The sequence below is a fragment of the Blastopirellula retiformator genome (assembly GCF_007859755.1).
Classification (GTDB): Bacteria; Planctomycetota; Planctomycetia; order Pirellulales; family Pirellulaceae; genus Blastopirellula; species Blastopirellula retiformator.
On record NZ_SJPF01000003.1, the window covers coordinates 1 to 22286 of the forward strand.

At 60.3% G+C, this 22286-nt stretch carries 20 protein-coding genes, 1 tRNA gene and 1 pseudogene; 8 read left to right on the forward strand and 14 right to left on the reverse strand.

The window, feature by feature from the left end; all coding sequences use genetic code 11:
- Positions 1-144: 144 nt before the first annotated feature.
- Both Enr8_RS11700 and Enr8_RS26490 read right to left on the reverse strand, forming a co-directional pair.
- Entirely contained in the window at positions 145-609 is a 465-nt protein-coding gene (locus Enr8_RS11700; RefSeq protein ID WP_315851757.1) for a hypothetical protein, read from the reverse strand.
- Entirely contained in the window at positions 606-824 is a 219-nt protein-coding gene (locus tag Enr8_RS26490) for a transposase (protein ID WP_315851758.1), read from the reverse strand. Before Enr8_RS26490 ends, Enr8_RS11700 begins: the two co-directional genes overlap by 4 nt.
- 378 nt (positions 825-1202) lie before the next feature.
- On the opposite strand from Enr8_RS26490, the gene Enr8_RS11705 reads away from it, so the two are divergent.
- A complete protein-coding gene (locus Enr8_RS11705) occupies positions 1203-2690 on the forward strand; it encodes an MFS transporter (RefSeq protein ID WP_146431707.1) in 1488 nt (495 codons plus the stop codon).
- Positions 2691-2783: 93 nt separating this feature from the next.
- Here Enr8_RS11705 and Enr8_RS11710 read toward each other — a convergent pair whose 3' ends face one another.
- From Enr8_RS11710 to Enr8_RS11715, 3 genes are all read right to left on the reverse strand, one after another.
- Positions 2784-2972 carry a hypothetical protein gene (locus Enr8_RS11710; protein ID WP_146431709.1) on the reverse strand — a complete coding sequence of 63 codons (189 nt, stop codon included), beginning with the start codon at positions 2970-2972 and terminating at the stop codon, positions 2784-2786.
- 167 nt (positions 2973-3139) lie between these two features.
- Positions 3140-3265 (reverse strand): hypothetical protein, encoded by a 126-nt coding sequence (locus Enr8_RS26420; protein ID WP_261342441.1) that lies wholly within the window; start codon positions 3263-3265, stop codon positions 3140-3142.
- 214 nt (positions 3266-3479) lie between these two features.
- Positions 3480-4385 (reverse strand): M28 family metallopeptidase, encoded by a 906-nt coding sequence (locus tag Enr8_RS11715; protein ID WP_146431712.1) that lies wholly within the window; start codon positions 4383-4385, stop codon positions 3480-3482.
- A 175-nt stretch (positions 4386-4560) separates the two neighbouring features.
- Between Enr8_RS11715 and Enr8_RS11720 the strand changes: the two genes are divergently transcribed.
- Entirely contained in the window at positions 4561-5805 is a 1245-nt protein-coding gene (locus Enr8_RS11720) for a hypothetical protein (protein WP_146431714.1), read from the forward strand.
- Between the two features lie 4 nt (positions 5806-5809).
- On the opposite strand, the gene Enr8_RS11725 is transcribed toward Enr8_RS11720, so the two are convergent.
- The 3 genes and pseudogenes from Enr8_RS11725 to Enr8_RS11735 all read right to left on the reverse strand — a co-directional run.
- Positions 5810-7435 carry an arylsulfatase gene (locus Enr8_RS11725; RefSeq protein ID WP_146431716.1) on the reverse strand — a complete coding sequence of 542 codons (1626 nt, stop codon included), beginning with the start codon at positions 7433-7435 and terminating at the stop codon, positions 5810-5812.
- 201 nt (positions 7436-7636) lie between these two features.
- Positions 7637-7879: a hypothetical protein gene (locus Enr8_RS11730; protein WP_146431718.1), complete on the reverse strand. Its 243-nt coding sequence runs from the start codon at positions 7877-7879 to the stop codon at positions 7637-7639.
- A pseudogene (locus tag Enr8_RS11735) lies at positions 7876-8676 on the reverse strand (sulfatase-like hydrolase/transferase); the annotation flags it as partial. The pseudogene Enr8_RS11735 and the gene Enr8_RS11730, both read right to left, overlap by 4 nt.
- Positions 8677-9034: 358 nt before the next feature.
- Here Enr8_RS11735 and Enr8_RS11740 point away from each other — a divergent pair.
- A complete protein-coding gene (locus Enr8_RS11740) occupies positions 9035-10048 on the forward strand; it encodes an isoaspartyl peptidase/L-asparaginase family protein (protein ID WP_222434857.1) in 1014 nt (337 codons plus the stop codon).
- 193 nt (positions 10049-10241) lie between these two features.
- Here the strand turns inward: Enr8_RS11740 and Enr8_RS11745 are convergent, their stop codons facing one another.
- Complete coding sequence (locus tag Enr8_RS11745; RefSeq protein ID WP_146431724.1) at positions 10242-11279, reverse strand: zinc-dependent alcohol dehydrogenase; 1038 nt, start codon at positions 11277-11279, stop codon at positions 10242-10244.
- Positions 11280-11638: 359 nt separating this feature from the next.
- On the opposite strand from Enr8_RS11745, the gene Enr8_RS11750 reads away from it, so the two are divergent.
- Positions 11639-12349: an N-acetylmuramoyl-L-alanine amidase gene (locus Enr8_RS11750; RefSeq protein ID WP_186767604.1), complete on the forward strand. Its 711-nt coding sequence runs from the start codon at positions 11639-11641 to the stop codon at positions 12347-12349.
- Positions 12350-12560: 211 nt separating this feature from the next.
- Here the strand turns inward: Enr8_RS11750 and Enr8_RS11755 are convergent, their stop codons facing one another.
- The 3 genes from Enr8_RS11755 to Enr8_RS11765 all read right to left on the reverse strand — a co-directional run bounded on the left by Enr8_RS11755 (position 12561) and on the right by Enr8_RS11765 (position 14994).
- A complete protein-coding gene (locus Enr8_RS11755; protein WP_246120063.1) occupies positions 12561-13316 on the reverse strand; it encodes a DUF1643 domain-containing protein in 756 nt (251 codons plus the stop codon).
- Positions 13295-13828: a hypothetical protein gene (locus Enr8_RS11760; protein ID WP_146431730.1), complete on the reverse strand. Its 534-nt coding sequence runs from the start codon at positions 13826-13828 to the stop codon at positions 13295-13297. The genes Enr8_RS11755 and Enr8_RS11760 overlap by 22 nt, the downstream gene beginning before the upstream one ends.
- Positions 13829-13902: 74 nt before the next feature.
- Positions 13903-14994: a DUF1559 family PulG-like putative transporter gene (locus Enr8_RS11765; protein ID WP_186767690.1), complete on the reverse strand. Its 1092-nt coding sequence runs from the start codon at positions 14992-14994 to the stop codon at positions 13903-13905.
- 405 nt (positions 14995-15399) lie between these two features.
- Here Enr8_RS11765 and Enr8_RS11770 point away from each other — a divergent pair, with 405 nt between their 5' ends.
- Positions 15400-16425 (forward strand): thioredoxin domain-containing protein, encoded by a 1026-nt coding sequence (locus Enr8_RS11770; protein ID WP_146431734.1) that lies wholly within the window; start codon positions 15400-15402, stop codon positions 16423-16425.
- A gap of 73 nt (positions 16426-16498) precedes the next feature.
- Here the strand turns inward: Enr8_RS11770 and Enr8_RS11775 are convergent.
- Both Enr8_RS11775 and Enr8_RS11780 read right to left on the reverse strand, forming a co-directional pair.
- Positions 16499-16572, reverse strand: a tRNA-Arg gene (locus tag Enr8_RS11775).
- 89 nt (positions 16573-16661) lie between these two features.
- Entirely contained in the window at positions 16662-18233 is a 1572-nt protein-coding gene (locus tag Enr8_RS11780) for an AEC family transporter (protein ID WP_146431736.1), read from the reverse strand.
- Positions 18234-18365: 132 nt separating this feature from the next.
- On the opposite strand from Enr8_RS11780, the gene Enr8_RS11785 reads away from it, so the two are divergent.
- The 3 genes from Enr8_RS11785 to ilvB all read left to right on the forward strand — a co-directional run bounded on the left by Enr8_RS11785 (position 18366) and on the right by ilvB (position 21972).
- Positions 18366-18824, forward strand: a complete 459-nt coding sequence (locus tag Enr8_RS11785) for a CbiX/SirB N-terminal domain-containing protein (protein WP_186767605.1) — start codon at positions 18366-18368, stop codon at positions 18822-18824.
- A gap of 89 nt (positions 18825-18913) precedes the next feature.
- Complete coding sequence (locus Enr8_RS11790; protein ID WP_146431740.1) at positions 18914-19831, forward strand: NAD(P)-dependent oxidoreductase; 918 nt, start codon at positions 18914-18916, stop codon at positions 19829-19831.
- Positions 19832-20241: 410 nt separating this feature from the next.
- The gene (gene ilvB / locus Enr8_RS11795; protein ID WP_146433297.1) at positions 20242-21972 is read left to right on the forward strand and encodes a biosynthetic-type acetolactate synthase large subunit; all 1731 of its coding nucleotides are present in this window, start codon (positions 20242-20244) and stop codon (positions 21970-21972) included.
- Positions 21973-22286 lie beyond the last annotated feature (314 nt).

Genomic DNA, 22286 nt, shown 5'->3' on the forward strand with positions numbered 1-22286 from the left:
GGTTGATGCTGCGCGGATGGAAAATGGAACGGCAGCTTGCACGGTCCAGCAGCGGGGCGAAAATGCGTGAAGAGTTCGCGGCGGGATCAAATCTGTTTATGCCGACTGGGCGTGCCGAACAGTATTGGGTCAGGACTCTTTGTGTCAACCAGGCGCTACCTTCTTCGGCCTGCCGCGGGGGTGGAGGGTGGAATCTAGGTTCAGGCGGCGGGCAATGGACTGGGTCCAATCGGGATCGCCGAAGGGGGAGCCTCGGCGGATCGCGTGGCGGACGGCGTCGACTTCTGTCTTGGACATCGCCTGATTGACTCGGTCTTTCCAATGACTAGGTCGGGCGATCGGCCACGGCGTCAGGAGATCGGGCTTTCGCCGCGGCTTGGCCAACCAACGGGCGAGCGATCCCCATTTCCAGTCTTCGGCCAAAGTTACCAGGCCAGCCTGCCGGGCATTGCGTTCGACATAACGACATACGACCAGAAAATGCCCGTCGTCTTGCACCGGAAAAATCTTGAACCGCCCTTGATAGATGTGCCCTTTGCCGGAAGTGTGGCGGTGCGCGTGTCGGCGCATCGTGTGCGTCAGGGTGACCCACCGCAGCAAATCGCTCATGCCACAGTCAGCGTGGGACGGACGACCAAATGCCAATGGTTGGGCATCAGTTGGTAGGCTAAAATTTGACACGGGTACCGCGACAGCCCCTCGGCCAAAATACGCTCGAACGCATCGAAATCGTCCGGCGTATCGAAGATCGCCGCCCGAGAGTTGCCTCGATTCAAGGCATGATAAATGCCGCCCGCTTCGTCGGCTCGCTTTGGTCTACCCATGACAGCAGGGTATCATGTGCTGGCGGAGGAAAAAAGAGTCCTGACACCTTTTTTCCACGAGATTTTGAACCGCAGATGGGCGCAGATGACCGCAGATAAGAAAGTAACGTGAAGGGTTGAGGGAGTTTGGTTCGCGGCAGGGTGGGCCGGTTGGTGATTGCTGGCCGCATTCCCTCGGCTTGCGCACTCGCACTTAGTGTGGGTGGTTCCTTCCGCTTTCCGCTTTGGTTCGGGCTCGCTTTGCGAAGCTTTCTTCACGTTGGGGGCTCTTTTCTTGTGCCCTCGGTCTCGGGTGCTATAGTTCAGCCGAGCGGGTTCTGTTGCAGCGATTGAGCCTGATTTGCGGTGTGGGACTTGGGGCGGCGAGGGAACTGGGTGATGACGACTTCGGCGGAGGTTGCCGACAGCGGCAAGACGGTTCAGCAGTATATCGACGAGGCGCCGATCTGGTCGGACGGGACCGCGACGGCGACCACGCCGCTGACGCCGATGCAGTGGCGGATCTGGTGGTTGGCGGCCGCCGGCAAGTTCTTTGAAGGGCTGGTCGTCTTTATGACCGGCGTCGCGCTGCCGCTGCTGGCGGCGCAGTTTGAATTGGGGCCGGCCGCGCATGGCGTGGTCGGCGCGGCGTCTCTATTGGGGATCTTGATCGGGGCGACCGCTTTGGGCGGGCTGGCCGATCGATTCGGCCGCAAGCCGATCTTCATTTTAGAGATGGCGATCTTCACCGCGTTTCTGGTGGGTGTGGCGCTGAGCCCGAACTTTTGGGTGCTGGTCGTTTGCCTGTTTGGGCTGGGCGTGGCGCTGGGGTGCGACTATCCGACGGCTCACCTGGTGATTTCGGAATGCATGCCGAGCAATAGCCGCGGCAAGTTTGTGCTGGGCGCCTTTGGCTTTCAAGCGATCGGGGCGCTGGCCGGCGCCGGCATCGGCTTTTTGATTTTGTATGAGAACCCGCACTTGGACGCGTGGCGATGGATGTACGCGACGGCGATCGTGCCGGCGGTGATTGTGACCGTGGCTCGGCTGACGATCACCGAAAGCGCCCATTGGCTGTTTGCCCGGGGGAAGGTGGAAGCGGCCGAGCGGGAGACGCTGCGGCTATTGGCCCGGACGCCAGCGTATCCGAAAGAGGTGGCGCTCGACTTGGCGAAAGAACAGGCCGAGTTCGCCGAGTTGGAACAGGCGGAACGGGGCGGCGGCTACGCCGAGCTGTTTGCGGCGAAGAACCGCCGGGCAACGATTTTGACGTCGGTTCCTTGGTTCTTGCAGGACCTCAGCACCTACGGCATCGGGATCTTTACGCCGACGATTTTGGCGGCGGCGGTTGGCTCGCAGAAGGAACATGCGACCAAGGTGGCCGATATCGTGCTGAACGACATGACGGCCGCCAAGGGGGCCGCGGTGATCGACTTGCTGTTGATCGTGGGAATTGTGGCGGCGGCGCTGTTGGCCGATCGGGTCGGGCGAATCAAGCTGCAGATCTTCGGCTTTGTCGGCTGTGCGGGCGGGCTGTTTCTGGCGTCGCTGTCGGTCGACATGGGTGATCCGACGCGGCTCTACCTGATCTTCGCAGGCTTCATGACGTTCAGCTTTATGACCAACCTGGGGCCGAACGCGCAGACTTACCTGATCGCCGGCGAAGTCTTTCCGACCCACATCCGCGGCAAAGGCGCTGGGCTGTCGGCGTCGTTCGCCAAGATCGGCGCGGTGCTGACGGCGTTTCTGTTTCCGATCCTATTGGCCGACATCGGCGTGCGATGGTTGCTGTATATCTTGATCGCGGCGTCGCTGCTGGGCGCGATCGTCACCTGGCTGACCCGCATCGAAACGGCCGGGGTGAATTTGGAAGAGATTGGGAAGTGAGCGAGCGCCACGCTTGAATGTAGGGTGGTGATCGGCAACGAGAACGAGAGAGGCTTACTTGCCGACAGTGCGGGCGACTTTGAAGCGAAAGCGTTAGTCGTCGCCCGTGCCGAGCTTTTCGTCGGGGCCGAGCAGTCCCATCACGACGATCAGTACCGGGCCGAACGGGCTAGCTGCCTGTTGAAAAATGCCATCGTGGCATTTTCCAACCTCGCCAGGCTCAGAGCGTAGCTCTTCGCGGCTCGCAAAATAACGACTTACGTCGCTATTTTGGGATCGCATCCCTGCGATCCAGCAGCCCGTTGAGAAAATCAACGGACTGCTAGAGCTAGTTTGCCGCCGGGGCGGCAGGTCGGCCGGTGGGCGGCGCCGGAGCCGCGGCATCCGGGCGGGCGAGAGTGGCTGTGCCGCCGTGTCGGAGGTGGCCTGGGTCGAGGTATCGCGATTGCTCAGCGGGGGAGAAGCGGCGGTTTGACTGGCGTCAACCGTCTCCATCTGCCATCGGCCGAGACCTTGGTCTCCGGCGGCACTTCCTGGTCGGGTCCCAGCGACATGGTCGCTCGCATTTTGGACATGAAAAATAGTTCTTTGTGGTCGAGGTCGAATACCCCGAGAGAACCGCATGAATGTAGGTACTGTTCAGGGGTCATTCAACGTGAAATCGGAGATTCATTACTTGGCGCAATTCGCTCCGTCAGCCGGCCGCCAAGTTGGTGGATGTCGCCGTAATCCGGGCTAGCAAGTGGTCATGCCAAGTCGGCTGGGCGCGACACTTCGTCTTATCGCCGCCTATCCGCCCAGTCTGCGGACCGCGGCGGCGACGCCGAGGGCGACCTCGGTCATCCGCTCGTAGTCGAGCGTGTCGGGCGTGTCGGTCATTTGGTGATAGTTGGGATTGCGCAAAAAGCTGGTGTCGGTCAGCATCAGCGCCGGGTAGCCTTGGTCCCAGAACGAACTGTTATCGCTGCGGCGGATCTCGTGGATCTTCTCCGGCAGATTGAGCGACCAGAGTGGCAGCTGGGAGCCTTGTTTGAAGCCGCGGCGGAACTGCCAGTTCAGCTTCCAACTGCTCAGATTGCCGACCGCCGCCAGGAAGTTTCCGACTGTCGGAAAGAGCGGGTGAAAGATCTTGGGCATCGTGTCGGGGATTTTTTGCGAGTTGGGATCGTCCCGAAAGTAACCGACCATCTCTAGGCAAAGCATGCCGAGGATCTGCTCGTTGGCCGCGCGGGCCGTTCGCGCATGGTGCTGACTGCCCATCGCGCCCAGGTTGAAATAGGGCGCCTCTTCGCAGGCGAACGCCACATACCGCAGCGTCCGCCGCGGCGCGTGAGCTTTCAACAGTCGCGCCACTTCCAGCATCACCGCCACCGCCGAGGCGTTGTCGTCCGCGCCTGGCGTATAGGGCGTTGAGTCATAGTGGGCGCCAAGCAGGATGATCTGCTCCGGACGCTGGCTGCCGCTGGTTTCGACGATCAAGTTGGTCGCTTCCCCCTCGCCGGCGTCGTAGGTCTGCTGCCGCACCTGATAGCCCATCTCGATCCATTGCTGCGTGATGTAACCAATCGTCGACGTCAGGGCCGCCGGATGACGCAGGGTGCGAATGCCGATCAGATTGGCCAGGCAATCGACATGCTTGGTCAGACGCGCGGCGATAGCGGCATTGTCGATTGTCGATTCGTTGGCTTGTCGCATTGCGCATGAACCAGTTGATGGCGAATTGTCGATTTCTTGCCCGCATAAATCGGCTACGGCAGGCGAGTTGATTTCTTTTTACCCGTTATCGCGTTCGTTTTCGCGTAGTAGAAACAAGAACGTCCCTTCGCGGGTAAGCTTTTCGCCCCCCTGCTCTTCAATTTGGGAGACTCTCATGCCCCGTTTGCAAACTGCGCTTTGGATTGGCGCTTGTTTTTCCGTTCTGTTTTTCACGCGATCGAGCGTCGCTGAGCCGCCGACGGCTGAAGAGTCGCTGGTCAGCTATGACCTGGCGAGCGGCAAAGCGGCGCTGGAAGATTACCTGGCCGAAAACGAAGGGGACGCTTCGCAGCGGTTCGGCCTGGGGGTGGTGCAGTTCGCCAGCGCCGTCGAGACGATGTCGCAGTCGTTCTACGAATGCGGCGTGCGCGACCATCGCCAGCAGATTCCCTTTCTGCGGATCGTCGCTGCAGAAAATCCAAATCCCAAAGCGACTAGCTATCAGGACGTCCGCAACATCTTGCAGCGTTTTGTCGACGACCTGGCGGTGGCGGAACAAACGCTGGCCAAAGTCGATGACAAAGAGGTGAAGCTGCCGCTGCCGCTGTTTCAGATTCGCTTGGATCTCAACGGCGATGGAACGACCACCGAAGCCGAGACGCTCGCGGGCGTCGCGATGCACTTGCGGATGATCGAAAATGTGCCTGGCAACGCCGGCGTCGATCGCCCCTACGAAACGGTCGTTGCGTTCGACTACGCCGATTGTCTCTGGCTGCGGGGCTACTGTCATCTATTGAGCGGCTTGGCCGAAACGTGGCTGGCCTATGACATGCAACAACTGCATGATCGGGCTGGCTACGTCCTATTCGAGAAGATCGATTCGCCGCACGCGTATCTGGGAGAGGCGAAGAAAACGTTTCCGATCAGCGGTGTCGACATTATCGATGTGGTGGCGTTGATTCATTTGATCAACTTTCCGGTGAAAGAGCCGGCCAAGCTGAAAGACGCCCACGCTCACTTCCTGCAGGTGATTTCGCTCAGCCGACGCACCTGGGATACGATCGAAGCGGAGACCGATGACGATCGGGAGTGGATCCCGAGCCCTAAGCAATCGTCTCCAGTTTCTCGGGTACGGACGACGCCAGAGATGGTGACCACTTGGCGCGAGTTTTTAGACGAACTGGAAGCGATCTTGCAGGGAGAAAAACTGGCGCCCCATCCGCGGATTGTCGACGGCCGCGGCATCAATGTGAAGAAGGTTTTCTTCGAACCGCAACCGTTTGACTTGGTGATGTGGGTGCAAGGGAGCGGCGCGACGCCGTTTCTGGAAAAAGGGCCGATCACCGATCAGGCGTTCTGGAGTCGCATCAACCGCGCCTTCAACGGGCAGTTCATGAGCTTCGCCGTCTGGTACAACTAGTCGGCTACTTCGCCGGCGGCTCGGCCAGCTTAGGATAGACCGCCACCCGCTTCGCCCAGGCGTTCCACTGCTGCGCCAGCTCCTTCACCTTATCGGGGTTGTCGGCGGCCAGGTTGTTGGTTTCGGTCCGATCGGCGGCGATGTTGTACAGTTCCCAGTTTTCGGGACGCACGCCGCGCGGCCGGGCGACGTTCCGACCAACCAGCTTCCAGTCGCCGGAGCGAATCGATGCATTGTTCTCATGCTCGATGCAGAGTGGTTGCTGGCGGTAGAGCGACTTGCCGGTCATCGCCGATCGCAGCGACACGCCATCGAGCGGATGAATCTTCCGCCCGTCGTATTCGGCTGGATAGGTGGCGCCGGCGACATCCAGGATCGTCGGCATTACGTCGATCAGATGGGCCGGTTCGGCGTACCAATCTTGTTGCGCCGCGATCTTGGCAGGCCACCGCATGAAGAACGGCGTGGCGGTTCCTCCTTCATGATTGAAGTGCTTGTAGAGTCGGAACGGCGTATTGCTGGCGTTGGCCCACGCTTCGCCATAGCCATGGAAGTATTGGCGGTTGCGTTGTTCGATATTGCGGAACTGACCGCCGCCGAGGACGCCCCCTTCCTGGCAGCCGCCGTTGTCCGACAGGAACAGGATCAGCGTGTCATCTTCGATCCCAGATTCCTTCAGGTAGCTCATTAGCTTGCCGACGTTTTGATCGACGCGATCAATCATCGCCGCGTAGACCGCCATCTTTAGATCCATCTCGTCTTGCTTGTCGGCGTCCAGTTCGTCCCAGGCCGGGATCTTCGGCGTGCGGGGCGAAAGCTCAAGATTGGCCGAGATTAGTCCCAGTTCCTTTTGCTTGGCGAGCCGTTGCTCGCGCAGTTTGTCCCAGCCGATCTTGTACTTGCCGCGGTACTTGGCGATATCTTCCTCAAACGCTTGGATCGGCCAGTGGGGCGCGGTGTAGGCGAGGTAGAGGAACATCGGCCGCTTGGCGCCCGCTTGCTCTTCTTTGAGGAATTGAATCGCATAGTCGGTGAACGCGTCGGTGGTGTAGAACTGCTGATCGGTCGTGCTTTCCAGTTTTTCGATCGGCTCGTTCCCCAGCGACATGCCGCGATCACCGCCGGGATAGAAGTGGAGCGTCGCGCCAGAGACGCAGCCGAAGTATTTCTCAAACCCGCGCTGCAGCGGCCAACGGCTCTCGTCGTTTTCGCCCAGGTGCCACTTGCCCGACATCAGCGTGGCGTACCCCTGGTCTTTCAGCGCTTCGGCGATCGTGACGCAGTTGTCGTTCAAGAAGCCTTGATAGGCGGGCGACTTGCCGGCGCCATAATTCATTTCGCCGGGCGACTCGGTCATGTGACCGACGCCGGTTTGATGCGGCTGCAGCCCGGTCATCAAGGTCGCACGAGTCGGGCAGCAGCGACCATTGTTATAGAACTGCGAAAAGCGAACGCCGCTGCGGGCGAGCGCGTCAATGTTCGGCGTCGCGATCTCGCCGCCGTGATAGCCAAGATCAGAGAAGCCCATATCATCGACCATGATCAGGATGATATTGGGGCGCTCGGCGGCGGCGGTTGTCGATGCGCAGGAAGCGAGCAGCAGCAGAGTCAGGGTGGCGGCGTATTTCATGTGTCGCTGGCAGGTGTGCTGGAGAGAGGGGGCGGCGCAACCGCCGCGGAGGAGGAACTCTCTCACGATACACGAATGGAGCGCGAAAACGAACCGGTTTTCGCCCATTGGCAATATCTCTCAGCCGAGTTGAGCTTGGGAGTCGCAGTGCAGCTCGATTTTGTGGTTGGTGAACTGTGATTTCCGATTCGGACGAGCCAACTAGCGAATCGAGAACTGGCGGATGACTCCCTGGAACGTATTCGGGGCGTCGTAGTCGCCGGCGGCCGATTTTGCATCGTGCCCCAGCGACAACTGGTCAAGCGGCTGAGCGGGAATGAGACCGGGCGAATCGATCGTCAACGGCGCGTCGTCATTGATCTGCAGCGTCATCGTCTTTTCGTCCAGCGTGGCCCGCAGGTGGAGTTTGCCGGCCTGTTTTCGTTGGGCGATCAGCCGCGTCACTTTGCCGTGGATGCGAACATCAAATGCGGCTCGGCCATCGCCGCAAAGACCGCCATCCGCCGCGCGAGATCGTCGCGGCGATCTTGCGGCAGATCATCCCAGGCCGGGTTTTGTTTGCCCGAGTAGCCGTTGAAAACGTCGGTCGCGTAAAAATCGTCTTGCGGCGGATCGATTTCTTTGTTGTGACCGGCCGGGAGACGCTCATAATAGTTGGCGTCGTACTGATCGTGCGAGTGATCAAAGGTGTAGCCGTAGAACTCGTCAAAGCCGCGGAGGATCGGACCGGTTTCGTTGTGCAGGCGCCACTTGCCGACGTAGTAGCAACCATAGCAGTCCGTTGATTTTCTCGACGGACTGCGTGATCGCATGGATGCGATCCCAAAATAGCGACGTAAGTCGATATTTTGCGAGCCGCGAAGAGCTACGCTCTGAGCCTGGCGAGGTTGGAAAATGCCACGATGGCATTTTTCAACAGGCAGATAGCCGGCCGGCTTTAAGACTTCGGCCATCGTGACGCAGTTTTCGCGCAGTCGGCCGAGATAGCCGGGACCGCGGGTGGGGTTCGGCTGGGCGGTGGTGAAGTCGCCAATGCCGGCTTGGGTGGGGTAGAGCCCCGTCATCAGCGCCGCCCGGCTGGGGCAGCAGCGGGCCGAGTTGTAGACTTGCGTAAAGCGAACGCCCCGCTTGGCGAGAGCGTCGATGTTGGGGGTGGGGATCTCGCCGCCGTAACAGCCCAGGTCGGAATAGCCGAGATCATCGGCCAGGATCACCAGGATGTTCGGCTTTTGCGCTTCGGCGGCAGGATCAGGCGGGACACGGCGATTCCTGGGGTTGGACGAGGTTTTTCTCTATCGTAACCCGTGGTATGCCGCGGTTCGACTTTGGGGCTCGATCTTTGGCACAGGAAAACGACTTCGCCGCGCAAAGAATCACAGGCAAATTGCCCGTCTGCGGCGACCGCGAAGATAGCCCCTTCGTACTAGTTTTCGCGGCAACTGATTCAGGAAGTTTCGCAAAGAGTCATTGTGCACTCCCCTGCTTCAGCCAAAATAGAGAGATTCGCTCTCGGCGAAGACCAAAATCAGGGCGAAGTTGGGAGCTGATTCTGTGATGCGGGGTTTCTTCAGTATTGAATTCTTCGGGAGCATTTTGTTGATGGTGGGAATGTTGACGGCGACCGCAAGCGCCGAAGAGTCGCGGTGGGCGATCGCCCTGCATGGCGGCGCAGGCTTTGCGTCGCCTGACATGGCGCCGGAGAAGGTCGAGCAATTTCGCGTAGCGCTGGAGAAAGCGCTGGCCGCTGGCGAAAAGGTTTTGCAATCGGGCGGAACCGCCGTCGACGCCGTCCAGCAGACGGTGATGGTCTTGGAAGACGCACCCTACTTTAACGCCGGACGAGGCGCCGTATTTAACGCCGAGGCGTTTCATCAGCTCGATGCGTCGATCATGGATGGCGGCAATCTGGACGGCGGCGGGGTCTCAGCCGTCAAGCATGTCCGCAATCCGATCCGCGCCGCACGGCTGGTCATGGAGAAGACGCCGCATGTATTGTTGACGGCCGACGACGCCGACCAGTTCGCCAAGACCAACGGGCTGGAGATGGTCGAGCAAGGCTACTTCTACGATGCGTCGAGCTGGGCCGAGTTCCAGCAGTGGAGCGAAAAGAAGAACGGCGTCGCCCCCAAAGCGCCCAGCTATCCGCTGAACGAATCAGCCGCGGTTGCGGAACCGACCGACACTAATTTCACCTGCGGAACGGTCGGCTGCGTGGCGCTGGACAAACACGGCAATCTCGCCGCGGCGACGAGCACCGGTGGGATGACCGGCAAGTTGCCCGGACGGGTCGGCGACTCGCCGATCTTGAGCGCCGGCACCTACGCCGACAACGCCGGCTGCGCGGTCAGCGGAACCGGCGTCGGCGAGCAGTACATTCGCCATGCGATCGCGTTTCAAACTAATTGGCGCGTCAAAGAGAACCAGCAGCCGGTCGCCGACGCGGTGCAAGATTGTCTCGACAAAGTCTTGAACCCCGGGGACGGCGGGATTATCGCTATCGATCACGACGGCAACATGGCCCTGCAGTACAACTCCGGTTCGATGAGCCGCGGCTGGTCCGACTGGCGCGGCAATCGGGGCGTCGCGATCTGGAAAGAGCCGCTCGAAAAATAAGCGGCTCTTGTCGGCTCTCGTTCTTGGGGGCGGTAAGCAGTCCGTTGATTTTCTCAACGGGCTGCTGGATCGCAGGGATGCGATCCCAAAATAGCGACGTAAGTCGTTATTTTGCGAGCCGCGAAGAGTTATGCTCTGAGCCTAGCGAGGTTGGAAAATGCGACGAGGGCATTTTTCAACAGGCAGTAAGGGTTTACTTCGTCGGATCGACGATCACCTTCATCGCCCCCGGTTCGCCAGCGTACAGCCGCTGGAACCATTCCGGCCCTTCGTCCAGCGAGATCTGGGCGGTGATCAGCGGATCAACTTTCAGCAGCCCGCGCTCTAGCAGATCGATGCAGGCCGGGTACTCGCCGTTAGAAGCGCAGCTGCCGTAGACCGACAGCTCGCGGCTGACGATCGCTTGCAGCGGCATCTCAACCTTGGGCGACAAGTTGCCGACCAGCGTGATCGAGCCTCCTTTACGGGTCGCTTCGATCGCGGTGGCGATCGTGCGGGTGGCGCCGACCACTTCCACCGCGACATCCGCACCGCGGCCGCCGGTCAGCTTCTTCACTTCGGCGACCACGTCGACTTCGTCCGCCTTCAAACCAACGTCGGCGCCCAGCTTTTTCGCCAGGTCCAAGCGTCCTTGATCCAGGTCGATCGCAATCACTTGCGACGCGCCCGCCAGGCGAATCGCCTGCACGACCAGCAGTCCGATCATACCGCTGCCGACGACGATCGCCGTGTCGCCCAAGATCAGCGGCGCCCGATTGGCGGCGTGGACCGCGACCGAGACCGCTTCGATCATCGCCGCATGTTCAAACGGAAGGCCGGCCGGCAGCTTGTAGCAGATATGCTGCGGCACCGAGACATACTCGGCGAAGGCGCCATAGCGGCGGTATTCGTCGCAGGATACGCCCAGCACCATCCGGTTATCGCACAGGTTGATGTGACCCTTGCGGCAGTTGAAACAGACGCCGCACGAGACGGTCGAGTCAAATGTGATCGGATCGCCGACCGCAAAGCCGGTCACCTCGGCGCCAACCTGGGTGACGACGCCGGCCGCTTCGTGACCCATCACCAGCGGCGGGATCCGGCGACCGGTGCTGCCGTCGTAGCCATGGATGTCGCTGCCGCAGATGCCGCAGGCCTTCACTTGCACCAACAAGTCGTGCGGGCCGATCTCTGGCTGTTCGATCTCGACAACATCCAGCTGCTTGTATTCCGACAGCAACATCGCTTTCATGGTTTTCTTGCCTAAAAATGGAATGGGGTCCCTTAACAGTCCGTTGATTTTCTCAACGGGCTGCTGGATCGCATGGATGCGATCCCAAAATAGCGACGTAAGTCGTTATTTTGCGAGCCGCGAAGAGCTACGCTCTGAGCCTGGCGAGGTTGGAAAATGCCACGATGGCATTTTTCAACAGGCAGTTAAATCATCGTATGCGCCCGGCTCTCCGCCGCAATGAGAGGTAGCCCGATTGCCGGCAGATTTTCGCTTTCCCCCGCGAATGCCGGGGTTTGCTCGCCAGGCCGCAGAAAGTACGTACCATGGAGAGGAGATCTGCTCCCTATCCCACTTCCTCGCTCTCGGCGGCTCTTCCTATGCATCGAACGTTTCTCGCCGGTGCGCTGCTGCTGCTGGCGGCGTTTCCTTACCTGGCCGGCGCGCAAGAATCGACTTCTCCCCAAGCGAAAGCGCAGCCTGACTGGGCGACGTTCAATCCGAGTCCCCATCAAAGCGAACGCCGGGGGGCCAAGATCAGTGCGATCATCATGCACTACACCGCCGGCGGATCGCAGGCGAGCACCGTCGGTTGGTTCCGTAACCCCGACGCCAAGGTGTCGTCGCACTACGTCGTCGGTCGCGACGGCACGGTGGTGCAAATGGTCCCGCTCGACAAGTCGGCCTGGCATGCCGGCCGCAGCACCTTGGCGGGCAAGAGCGGCGTCAACGCGTTCAGCGTTGGCATCGAGATCTGCAATTGGGGGCCGCTGCGGAAAGTGGACGGCAAGTTCGTCACCTACGACGGCCGGAAGTACAACGGCGGCGAGCCGATCCAGTCGGCCGATGGTCGCTACAGGGAACCTTACACCGACGCCCAGTACGCGACGCTGGTCAAACTCTCCAGCTACTTGATCGACCAATACGCCATCACCCACATCACCGGCCACAGCGACATCGCGACCCCCAAAGGCCGCAAGCACGATCCGGGCGAAGGCTTTGATTGGAAGAAGATTAGCGAGGGGCTGAAAGAGAAAAACGTCAAGCACATCGGCCCGGTGACGGAAGCGGAGCCGGCGACGGCGTCGTAAGGCTTAATCGGACGCGGGTTAGCCCCGAAAGCTCTTGCTTTCGGGGCCGACGAAGTCGGCAGGAAGCATCAGCCCGTTGATTGCCGCACATCGGGGATACCCACGCTATCACGCGTGGTGGCGTTCGAAGGACGACCAGCCGCGAATTGATGCTTCCTGCGGCTGCGCCCCCCCGACAGCAAGATCTGTCGCGGCTAACCAGGAAAGTTCCCTACGCTGGTTCGCACAGCTGGATCATGTTCCGAAACCAGGTCTCCTTGTCTCGCTGTAACGTCGGCAGTGGATGTCGATACTTGTCTGCGGTTCCTTCGGCCAACAGCCCGGTGTAGTTCTGCTGTGGTGGGATCGCGTTTAGGCAGCGGGCGATTAGCGGGCTCAGTTTGTCGCTGAGTCCCCAGGCGAATACCAGCGGCGTTTCGCGGTTCTTCGGCAGCTTCTTGGTCAGCTCGTTCTGGCGCGCTGGCGCGAAGATTGAGTGGGCGTCGTAGCCGCAGGTCGCCTCTAAACGCTCAAACGTCTTGATAAAGACCGGGCTCTTCGGGCTGCGCAGGTCCGACAGGTTCAGCACCCGGACATGCCGCCAGCCGCAGTAGCGCATCACGCGCATGACCTGGTACTGGGTCGTGTCAGGCTTGGTCGGTACCAGCGAGATCGGCAGCTTGCTGATCTCGTCGGCGACGATGTGGTTGTCGACTTCGACCAGCGGCTGTGATGAGCCAGGGTTCATCATGATGAAGACCGCGTCTGGCTGGCGATCGCAGATGATGTTGACGTCGCCCGGCGTTTGCCGCTTGTCGATGATCTCTAGCACGCTGCGGCACGAAGCGACTTCGTCGGGCGAAACGGCGACCGTGTAGAAATGCCCAAAGATGTCGTACGATTTTTTCAGTTCGGCGGCCGGCAAGAATGGCGTCATGCTGCAGTTCTTTTCTTCCATGTTGACGACTAGCGATAAAAGTCGACCCACGACAGTTTGAGTTCGGCGGGGTTGTCTTTCAGCAACTTGACCGGCAGCCAAACTTCAAAATAGCCTCCTTCAGCGAGCGGTATCTTGTACGGGCTGTCGACGATCAGCAGCTTCCCTTTGTTGTGTGGTCCTTCGGCAAGATCAAACAGCGGCAGGTCGACCGTTCCGCCGTCGGCGACGTTGATTGGAGTGCTCCTTCTCGTGGCATCGCTACTGGAAAACGCCCAGTTGATCTTTTCCTTTCCAGCACTGGCGCGAAACGACTCGAGCCCCTTCAAGTGCAGCCGCACCAGCAGCGGCTCTGGCCATTTGTCGCCGGTCCGCTTGATGGTCGCGCGGTCGATCCCTTTCGGGCAGACGATGTCGAGCACCGTTTGCTTCTCGTCGGTCAGGACGCGGATTTGCGTATCGTTACGGTTGGCCGTCGCGGTCAGCGGCGGTTTCGCTGCGGGATCGGCCGCCACGGTGGTGATAACGGTGGCGGCGGTGATGACTAACAGGGCAGAGATCATGACAAGACTCCAGTAGACAAGGATTCCGCCAGTTTAACGTTTGCGGCGGAAACCTCCTACCGGAGTCGGTTGCGCTAAAAGTCGTTGATGGAAGGTTCGCCCCCGGACGCAGTGCCCAGCGCCCCCCACACGCCGTACAGACTGGCGACCGCTTCGCCTGACATTGGCTCGGCGGTGAGCGTCGGCTGCGTCAGGTCGCCACAGTCAACGCCATTGGCGATGAAGCGAACCGAACCATCGACTAGCACGATGTGCGCGCCGCCGGGATGATAGCTGCCGAGCGAATAGAGCCCGTCGACCGCCTCGTCTCCATCCACGGCGCAGCTGGGACTGTTGGGCGGCAAGATTGTGTTGAACTGACTATCGCCAGCCGAGCCATCGGCCCAGCGACCGCCGCGACCATATTTGCTAAGCGTCCATTTGTCCGTGTAATCGTCTTTGTCCAACTTCGAGCGAAACGTGTCGCTCATCGCCGGCTTCTCCAGTACCTCGCCGGTCGCCTCGGTTATGTAGTCGCCCAAGATTTGCCGATTGACGCGATTGGCGATCTCGCCCAGCAGAATGGTGTTGGCAGTTCCGTCGTTCGCATCTTTAATCGTCGATGTTAAGTTGCCGCCAAACATCCCGCGTCGCTTCGCTGGCTGATGAACTTCACGAGCCAGGTCGCCGATGCAAAACGCGTAGTTCGTCTGACCCAGTTCGCTCGACTCCCGCGGCGCGCTGGCGCACTGCAACGCCTCTAGTTCTATTTTCCAAGGTGGATAGTCGGCGATCCAGGGGGCCGGTCCCCCAGCGGGAAAGCGGCGACCGTCGGCGTCGAGCGGCGAGGTGATCTTTTCGTACAGCGCGTTCTGTTCCAGCTGCGGAAGAATCGAAACCATCCCGCTGAGTCGCCCGACGTTGCTTTCCAGCGGATCATCCGGCAGCGTCGTTCCCAACATGGCTGGCGGAAACGTCCCGAAGGTGTCGTGGTAGTTGTGCATCGCCAGACCGAGTTGCTTCAGGTTGTTGTTGCATTGCATCCGCCGGGACGCTTCGCGTGAACGACGCGTCGCCGGCAACAGCAGGGCGACTAGTACGCAGATAATGCCGATGACGAACAACAGTTCGAGCAGCGTGAAGCCGCGACGTGAGCGAGCCATTTTGATTTTCGGTGGTGCATTCATGAGAGTGACTCGGAAGAGAGAGCGGGACGCGGCGTAGTCGCGCTGCGACCAGCGGCGAAACCAACAGCAGCAAACAACGACTGGCCCACTGCCGGTGCGCATCTAGCTGACGACGCACGGCGTAGGCCACCGCGACAATTGCCGTAGCGGCGGTACTCCCAAACGATCGAGACCAGGACCTTCGACATCAGCAGCGCCGTCGCCCAGGCGGCGATTCCTTGCAGCGTTTGCAGAGAAGTTCGGGGCGATTGCATCGTGTTTTGTGCCAGAGGAGAGGTCCGCCCGCAGCCTAGCCGATCGCTGCGAAGCGTACCACCAATGCGTCCCCTTTTTCGGAACTTGACGCACCCCTCGAAGGGATGTTCAATGGAGGAGTAGATTTGTCCGTTTGCCAGGGAGAGTTGGATGCGACGCCAAGCGATTACCATTTTGTACGGTCTGTTGCTGCTGGCGATCAGCGTGCCAAGCTTCGCGCAGGGGATTGTCGTACCGAACACGGCGATGGCGCCGAAGATCTCGCTCGACGCCGCCTTGGCGCCGGTGCGTTGGCACGGCCGCGTGCCGTCGCCGGCCAGCATTGGCGACAAGACGCCGGTCGTGCTGGTCTATGCGACTTGGTGCCCCAAGTGCAACGTCTGGTCTCCCGACCTGTTCGCCCAGATCCGGGAAGCGATTCAAGACAAGCCGGTCGTGCTGTTCGCGATCAACGCCGACGAAAACACCCGCGGTCCGAACTACGCGCTGCAACGAAACCTGGTCGGCCCCAACATCTTCCATGGCGACGACCCGACGATCGTACAGCGGATGGGATTCGAGAGCGAGCTGTTCTACTACTCGCTGTTTGAAGACGGGATGCAAACGGCCCGCGACCAGGCCGGCGGCCACTACAAACAGCCCGATGGCAGCAAAGAATACGCCATCGCCCGGCAGATCGGCACCGGCCTCGACGGCAGCTTCTCGCTGATTCAGCCCGAGCAATCGGCCGACCTGAAGCAAGTCTTGTGGCCCGCCGAACTGGGCGCCAGGCTTGACGAACGTTCGCTGCTCTCGATGCGGAAGAACCTGGGCGAGTCGCTCGCCGCCGAGTTCAACACCGCGATCCTCGACTACCTCAACGGCCAGATCGAAAAGATCAAACTCTCCCGCAACGGTACGATCCCCGAGCAGATCGAAGGCTACGAACTGGCCAGCCAACTGGCCGACGATTTCAAATCGACATCACAAGGCAAAGCGTGCGCTACGCTGGTCGAACAACTGGACGAAGACAAAGCGTTCCAAGAAGAGCTGCTGGCCAAAAAACTGTACGACCAAGGCCGAGCCCGGGCGAAATCGGCCGTTGATCTCCGCCGCCAGATGGGGCGAATCGTGAGCCGATATCCGGAGTCCTATTATGGGCAGGAAGCGCAGAAGGCGATCGCGGGGGGGCAGTAGGGTTTTCGCGGAAGACCCATGAGAAAAGCCCATGGATGACGATGTGTATCCGTGGGCTTCCTTGTTTTAAGAGTATCCCCGAGTGGATTCGAACCACTAACCTTCGGCTTCGGAGGCCGACACTCTATCCAATTGAGCTACGGGGACATACAAGTTGTGATTATAGCCCGCGGTTTGGGGTGGCGGGAAGCGGCTGGCGGAAAAATGGGGGCTCTGGCCCTGCGAGCTAGGCCGTTTTACTCGATCGAGACGTAGATCTCGACCGTTTCAGGCACCTGGTCGTCGTACCGCTCGAAGTCGGTCCTGTAGGCTCGGCGGTGCGGGCTGTCGGAAAAATAGGCCGCGATTTGACGCCAGGCTTGGATGACCGCTTCCGGCTGTTTGCCGGCGGCCTGGAACTTCAGGTATTTGCCGGGGGCGATTTGGGCCGTTTCCAGCTGGTCGCTGGGGGCCGCTTCGACGGCGCCGCCGACCAGCAATGCGTAGCCCCCGTCGCTTCCCTGCTGGTAATTGTGATAGACGGCGTAGCGGGGAGATGGGTTCGGGAGTTGGTCCCCGATTTTTTCGGCGAAGTAGCGTTTGTAAAGCTGGCGGATCTTGCCGGTCAGCGAGTTCGACTCGATCAGGTTGTTGGTGTTGATCTTGAGGCCGGCGATCGTTTGGGCGTCGAGCTCGACCAGTTCTGGGTCGAGCGCCGCCGCTTCGTTTGCCGGCGTCGTGGTGGTGGGAGTCGCCTCCGACGATGAGTCGGGCCCGGTCGCCTTCGGCGGTTTCGACTCGGGCGGAAAGTCGTCCGGCAGCACGACGGCGTCGAGCAGCGTATCTTGCAAGCCGAGTACGCCGATCGCGGACGAGATCCAAAGCGGAATCGTCACCAGGCCAACAATCGTGGTAGCGATGGTGACGCGAAGAGCGATCCGCGGCTCGCCGCCGTACAGTCGGGTCAGCACGATCGGAAAGACGGCGGCCGGCATCGCCGCTTCGATCGCAGCGACTTGTTTCAGTTCGCGGGAGATCGGCAGCATCGCCGCGGCCAATAGGTACAGCACGGGGAAGACGCCGCATCGCAGCAATACCGCCAAGCCGGCGGTGCCCCACAGGTTTTCGTTCTTGCCGTCGGTCGCGTCGGCTCCGGCGCCGGTGATTTGATCAAAGAAGTTGGCGCCGATCAGCAGCATCATCATCGGGATGGCGGCCGCACTGAGGGTCCGCATCACCTGGTCGATCATCTCGGGAATGTATGGAGCCAGCCCGAGGAAGTTGACCGTCAGCGACACCACGATGGTAATGCTGGGCGGATTGGCGACATGTTTCCACCAGTCCTTCGACAGCCCGCCGGCGACCAGCCCGACGCAAATCGTCCAAATGGCGAGTTCGACGCCGACGTTGTGCAAGAACAAGACGCCGAGCGCCTCGGGGCCGAACAAGTTCTCGACCAACGGCAACGGCACAAAGCCATAGTTAAAGATGCCGACGCAGACGCCGAACGAGCAGTAGGTCTTGGCGCTGAGCATGCCGGTAAATCGGCCCGTAACGCGGGCAATCCAGGCGGCGATTAACGTACCGAGAGCGACGCTGACAAAACCGAACAGCGGCGGCATGTAGATGTTCGTGGCGTCGTCGAAGGCCGGGTTGCCGACGACCGAGCGAAAGATAAGACAGGGAACCAACACGCGGATGCAGAGCTTCAGCATCCCCTCATCCGCTTTGCGGGTGAGCCAGCCCAGATGTCGCGCAGAGCCGCCGATCGCCATCACCAGAAAAACGGCGACGGTCAGGCCCAGGATGGTTGGTATTTGGTCGATCATAACTAAGGTCAGAATAGTTCTCTTTTCCCACCTTCACAACGGCGCCTTGGCGGTTGTCAGCGTGTGGGAATCCGCCGAAGATAAAGATCGGACATCGGACTGTGTTTCTTACTGAAGCAAAAGGAAATTCGTTTGCAGAGTACATCGGCAAATAGCGAAACGATCGGCATCGTTGTCGTCGATCATGGGAGCCGACGCGCGGCTAGCAACGAATTGCTGCTGGACGTGGTACAGCTTTTCCGCCAGACGACGGGGCGAGAAATCGTCGAAGCGGCCCACATGGAATTGGCCGAGCCGTCGATCGCTGCGGCATTCGCCAGATGCGTCGATCAGGGAGCGACCCTGGTCGTGGTGCATCCCTATTTCCTGTCGCCGGGGCGGCACTGGAGCGAAGATATCCCGCGGTTGGCCGCCGAAGCGGCCGCCAATCATCCTGGCGTGCGGCATTTGGTGACTGCACCGCTCGGTTTGCATACCAAGATGGCCGAAATCATGGCCGAGCGGGTCGAGGTCTGTTTGGCCCGATGCCGGGGCGAAGCGGCGACGTGCGGCATTTGCGACGAGCAGACGCGGTGTCAGCTGCTCGACTAGCGCCGCTGCTGTACTTTCGGCCGGCGATCCTTTAGGCTTGCGCCCCACGCGACCCCTTTCCCACCCTTCCCTGCAAAAGAGACCAAGCTATGTCCGCGGTGACGATCACTCCTGGCAAGACGAACATCGGTTGGATCGGTACCGGCGTGATGGGCGCCAGCATGTGCGGTCATTTGATCGACGCCGGTTTTGCGGCGACCGTCCATAACCGGACGAAAGCGAAGGCCCAAGGGCTGCTCGATAAAGGCGCCAAGTGGGCCGATACGCCCAAAGAGGTCGCTGCCGCGAGTGACGTTGTGTTTACGATCGTCGGCTTTCCGAGCGACGTGCGGCATGTGATTCTCGGCGACGATGGCGTCTTGGCGGGCGCCAAATCGGGCGATGTGATCGTCGACATGACCACCAGCGAGCCGTCATTGGCGGTCGAAATCGCCAAGATCGCGTCGGAAAAGGGAGTCGCCAGCGTCGATGCGCCGGTCTCGGGCGGAGACGTCGGGGCGAAGGAAGCCCGGCTTTCGATCATGATCGGCGGCGATGAAGAGTTGGTCACGGCGCTGACGCCCTGCTGGGAAGCGATGGGTAAGACGATCGTCCGCCAAGGAGGACCTGGCGCCGGTCAGCACACCAAGATGGTCAACCAGACGCTGATCGCCTCGGGGATGATCGCGATCTGCGAAGGCCTGTTGTATGGTCACAAGGCGGGGCTCGACCTCGAAACCGTGCTGAAGTCGGTCGGATCGGGCGCCGCGGGCAGTTGGGGGTTGAGCAATCTGGCCCCGCGGATCATCGGCAACAACTTTGACCCAGGCTTTTTCGTCGAGCACTTCATCAAAGACATGGGGATCGCCCTGGCCGAAGCGCGGCGAATGGGGATCCCGCTACCAGGTCTGGCGCTGGCTGAGCAGCTCTATCAGGGGGTGAAAGCCCAGGGGCATGGCCGAGACGGGACCCAGGCCCTGTTTTTGACGCTCGCCCAGCTGAGCGGGGTCGACTGGAAGAACCGATAGGCGCCGGCTGAGCTGTAGCTGGCGAGGTTGGAAAATAACGACTTACGTCGCTATTTTGGGATCGCATCCCTGCGATCCAGCAGCCCGTTGAGAAAATCAACGGAATGGTAACGCGGTAACGGCCAGGAGTCAGGGGTTAATTTCCCGCAAAAACGGTCTACCCCTGCCGGCTGCCGTATCAGCGAAGAATCGGCTGTAGAGCCGTCGATATAAGGGCTTTAGCCTCTGCTGGCCCCTGATTTTAGGGGTTAGAGAAGTTTTTCAATTGGTTGAACCAAAGGGGCGACTCGCCTATCCTTGTACGTTGCAACCAATACGGCTGGGGTCGCCAGAGGCGATCCCATTTTTTTCTGTTACTGCTACCGGAGTTTATCTAGGTGAACGCTACTACCGCGACCGACACGGGACTGATGCTTGGCGCCGACATCATGATCGAATCGTTGGTACGGCACAGCGTAGACGTAATTTTCGCCTATCCGGGCGGCTGTAGCATGCCGCTGCACCAATCGCTGACGCGCTACAAGGACAAGATCCGCACGATCTTGCCGCGACACGAACAAGGTGGCGGTTTCGCCGCGCAAGGCGTCGCCCGCACGACTGGCCAGGTTGGCGTCTGCATGGCGACCAGCGGTCCGGGCGCCACGAACCTGGTGACGGCGATCGCCGACGCTAAGCTCGATAGCATTCCGATGATTGCAATCACCGCCCAGGTGCCGCGAGCCGTCATCGGCTCCGACGCGTTCCAGGAAACGCCGATCGTCGAAGTTTGTCGCGGCATCACCAAGCATCACTACCTGGTGACCGACATCGCCGACCTGACCCGGATCATGAAGGAAGCGTTCCATATCGCTTCGACCGGTCGTCCGGGTCCGGTGTTGATCGACATTCCGAAAGACGTCCAGCTGGAGCAGATCGTCCCCGATTGGGACTGCGCGATGAATCTGCCGGGCTACATCCTGGAAGAGCGCGTCGCTAAGCCGGAACAGATCAAGCAGATCGCCGCGGCGATCAAGCGGGCCAAGCGTCCGATGATCTACGCCGGCGGCGGGATCATCACCTCGGGCGCCTCGGATGAGCTGCGCGAGTTGGTCTCCAAGACCGGCATTCCGATCACCACCACGGTGATGGGCCTGGGCACGTATCCGGGTGACGACGAGCTGAGCATGGACATGCTCGGGATGCACGGCACGGTTTACGCCAACTACGCGGTGCAGCACTGCGACCTGCTGATCTCGCTCGGCGTTCGCTTTGACGATCGCGTGACCGGCAAACTGGCCGAGTTCGCCAAGGGCGCCAAGATCATCCACATCGATATCGATCCGTCGGAGATCAACAAGAACAAGCTGGCTCACTTGCCGGTCGTCAGCGACCTGAAGCCTGCCTTGCGGATGTTGTGCGACGTCGTCGAGAAGCCGGAAGACATTTCGGATTGGGTCGAGCAATGTCAGAAGTGGAAGCAGGACGATCCGCTGAAGTACGACGAGTCGTTTGACGGCATTCTGCAGCAGCACGCGATCTCGGAGCTGAACAAGCTCTGCAAAGAGCGGGACACGATCATCTCGGTCGGCGTCGGTCAGCACCAGATGTGGGCGGCCCAGTTCTACAAGTTCACCAAGCCGCGAACCTGGCTCTGCAGCAGCGGACTAGGAACGATGGGCTTTGGCCTGCCGGCGGCGATGGGTGCCCAAGCGGCTTTCCCTGACGCCCTGTGTATCGACATCGAAGGGGACGGCAGCTTCACGATGAACATCCAAGAGCTGGCGACCTGCTTCTGCGAAAAGCTGCCGGTCAAGGTGATGCTGCTTAACAATCAGCACCTGGGCATGGTGGTGCAGTGGGAAGATCGGTTCATGGCTGGCAATCGCGCTCACACCTACCTGGGCCCGGTGGATCATCCGGAAGCGACCGGTGACGGGGCGGAACGATATGCCGCCGAGCGTTACCCCGACTTTGTGATGATCGCCAAGGGCTTCGGTTGCGGCGCGGCTACGGTTAGCAAGAAAGCGGACCTGCGTGCCGCCCTGGAAGAGATGATCGACTACGACGGTCCGTACGTGCTAGACGTCCAGGTCCCGTACCAGGAACAGGTGCTGCCGATGATTCCGTCGGGCATGACGGTCAACGATATCATCAAAGAGTAAGCGTCCTTCGCGCCGCTCTCCGCGAGAAATTCGAAAGCTGGTCGCTTGCGACCAGCTTTTTTTTGCGCTTTCATGGAAGCTCGCGTGAAATTTTTTGAGAACCGATCCGCCTCCTTTAGCGCAACCTTGCGATTTCCCGCAGTCCGTTACTATCTGATGCGCTAGCGGCTGATTATTCCTCTGGAGGGCTGCTGATTCAGAAAAGGAGGGGGGCAAATTGAATCAGCTGCGCAAGTTCCCCCTAGATTCCTTAGGAATTTCAAAATTTGTAGATTTTCCGCAGCAGCAGTTTACTGGTTGGCGTTGGAAGAGAG

What these genes read in the sequence shown, in the direction of transcription:
- Enr8_RS11700 (WP_315851757.1), bottom strand. Translation starts at nt 609, where the DNA reads ATGAGCGATTTGCTGCGGTGGGTCACCCTGACGCACACGATGCGCCGA.
- Enr8_RS26490 (WP_315851758.1), bottom strand. Translation starts at nt 824, where the DNA reads ATGGGTAGACCAAAGCGAGCCGACGAAGCGGGCGGCATTTATCATGCC.
- Enr8_RS11705 (WP_146431707.1), top strand. Translation starts at nt 1,203, where the DNA reads ATGACGACTTCGGCGGAGGTTGCCGACAGCGGCAAGACGGTTCAGCAG.
- Enr8_RS11710 (WP_146431709.1), bottom strand. Translation starts at nt 2,972, where the DNA reads ATGCGATCCCAAAATAGCGACGTAAGTCGTTATTTTGCGAGCCGCGAA.
- Enr8_RS26420 (WP_261342441.1), bottom strand. Translation starts at nt 3,265, where the DNA reads ATGTCCAAAATGCGAGCGACCATGTCGCTGGGACCCGACCAGGAAGTG.
- Enr8_RS11715 (WP_146431712.1), bottom strand. Translation starts at nt 4,385, where the DNA reads ATGCGACAAGCCAACGAATCGACAATCGACAATGCCGCTATCGCCGCG.
- Enr8_RS11720 (WP_146431714.1), top strand. Translation starts at nt 4,561, where the DNA reads ATGCCCCGTTTGCAAACTGCGCTTTGGATTGGCGCTTGTTTTTCCGTT.
- Enr8_RS11725 (WP_146431716.1), bottom strand. Translation starts at nt 7,435, where the DNA reads ATGAAATACGCCGCCACCCTGACTCTGCTGCTGCTCGCTTCCTGCGCA.
- Enr8_RS11740 (WP_222434857.1), top strand. Translation starts at nt 9,035, where the DNA reads ATGGTGGGAATGTTGACGGCGACCGCAAGCGCCGAAGAGTCGCGGTGG.
- Enr8_RS11745 (WP_146431724.1), bottom strand. Translation starts at nt 11,279, where the DNA reads ATGAAAGCGATGTTGCTGTCGGAATACAAGCAGCTGGATGTTGTCGAG.
- Enr8_RS11750 (WP_186767604.1), top strand. Translation starts at nt 11,639, where the DNA reads ATGCATCGAACGTTTCTCGCCGGTGCGCTGCTGCTGCTGGCGGCGTTT.
- Enr8_RS11760 (WP_146431730.1), bottom strand. Translation starts at nt 13,828, where the DNA reads ATGATCTCTGCCCTGTTAGTCATCACCGCCGCCACCGTTATCACCACC.
- Enr8_RS11765 (WP_186767690.1), bottom strand. Translation starts at nt 14,994, where the DNA reads ATGAATGCACCACCGAAAATCAAAATGGCTCGCTCACGTCGCGGCTTC.
- Enr8_RS11770 (WP_146431734.1), top strand. Translation starts at nt 15,400, where the DNA reads ATGCGACGCCAAGCGATTACCATTTTGTACGGTCTGTTGCTGCTGGCG.
- Enr8_RS11780 (WP_146431736.1), bottom strand. Translation starts at nt 18,233, where the DNA reads ATGATCGACCAAATACCAACCATCCTGGGCCTGACCGTCGCCGTTTTT.
- Enr8_RS11790 (WP_146431740.1), top strand. Translation starts at nt 18,914, where the DNA reads ATGTCCGCGGTGACGATCACTCCTGGCAAGACGAACATCGGTTGGATC.
- ilvB (WP_146433297.1), top strand. Translation starts at nt 20,242, where the DNA reads ATGCTTGGCGCCGACATCATGATCGAATCGTTGGTACGGCACAGCGTA.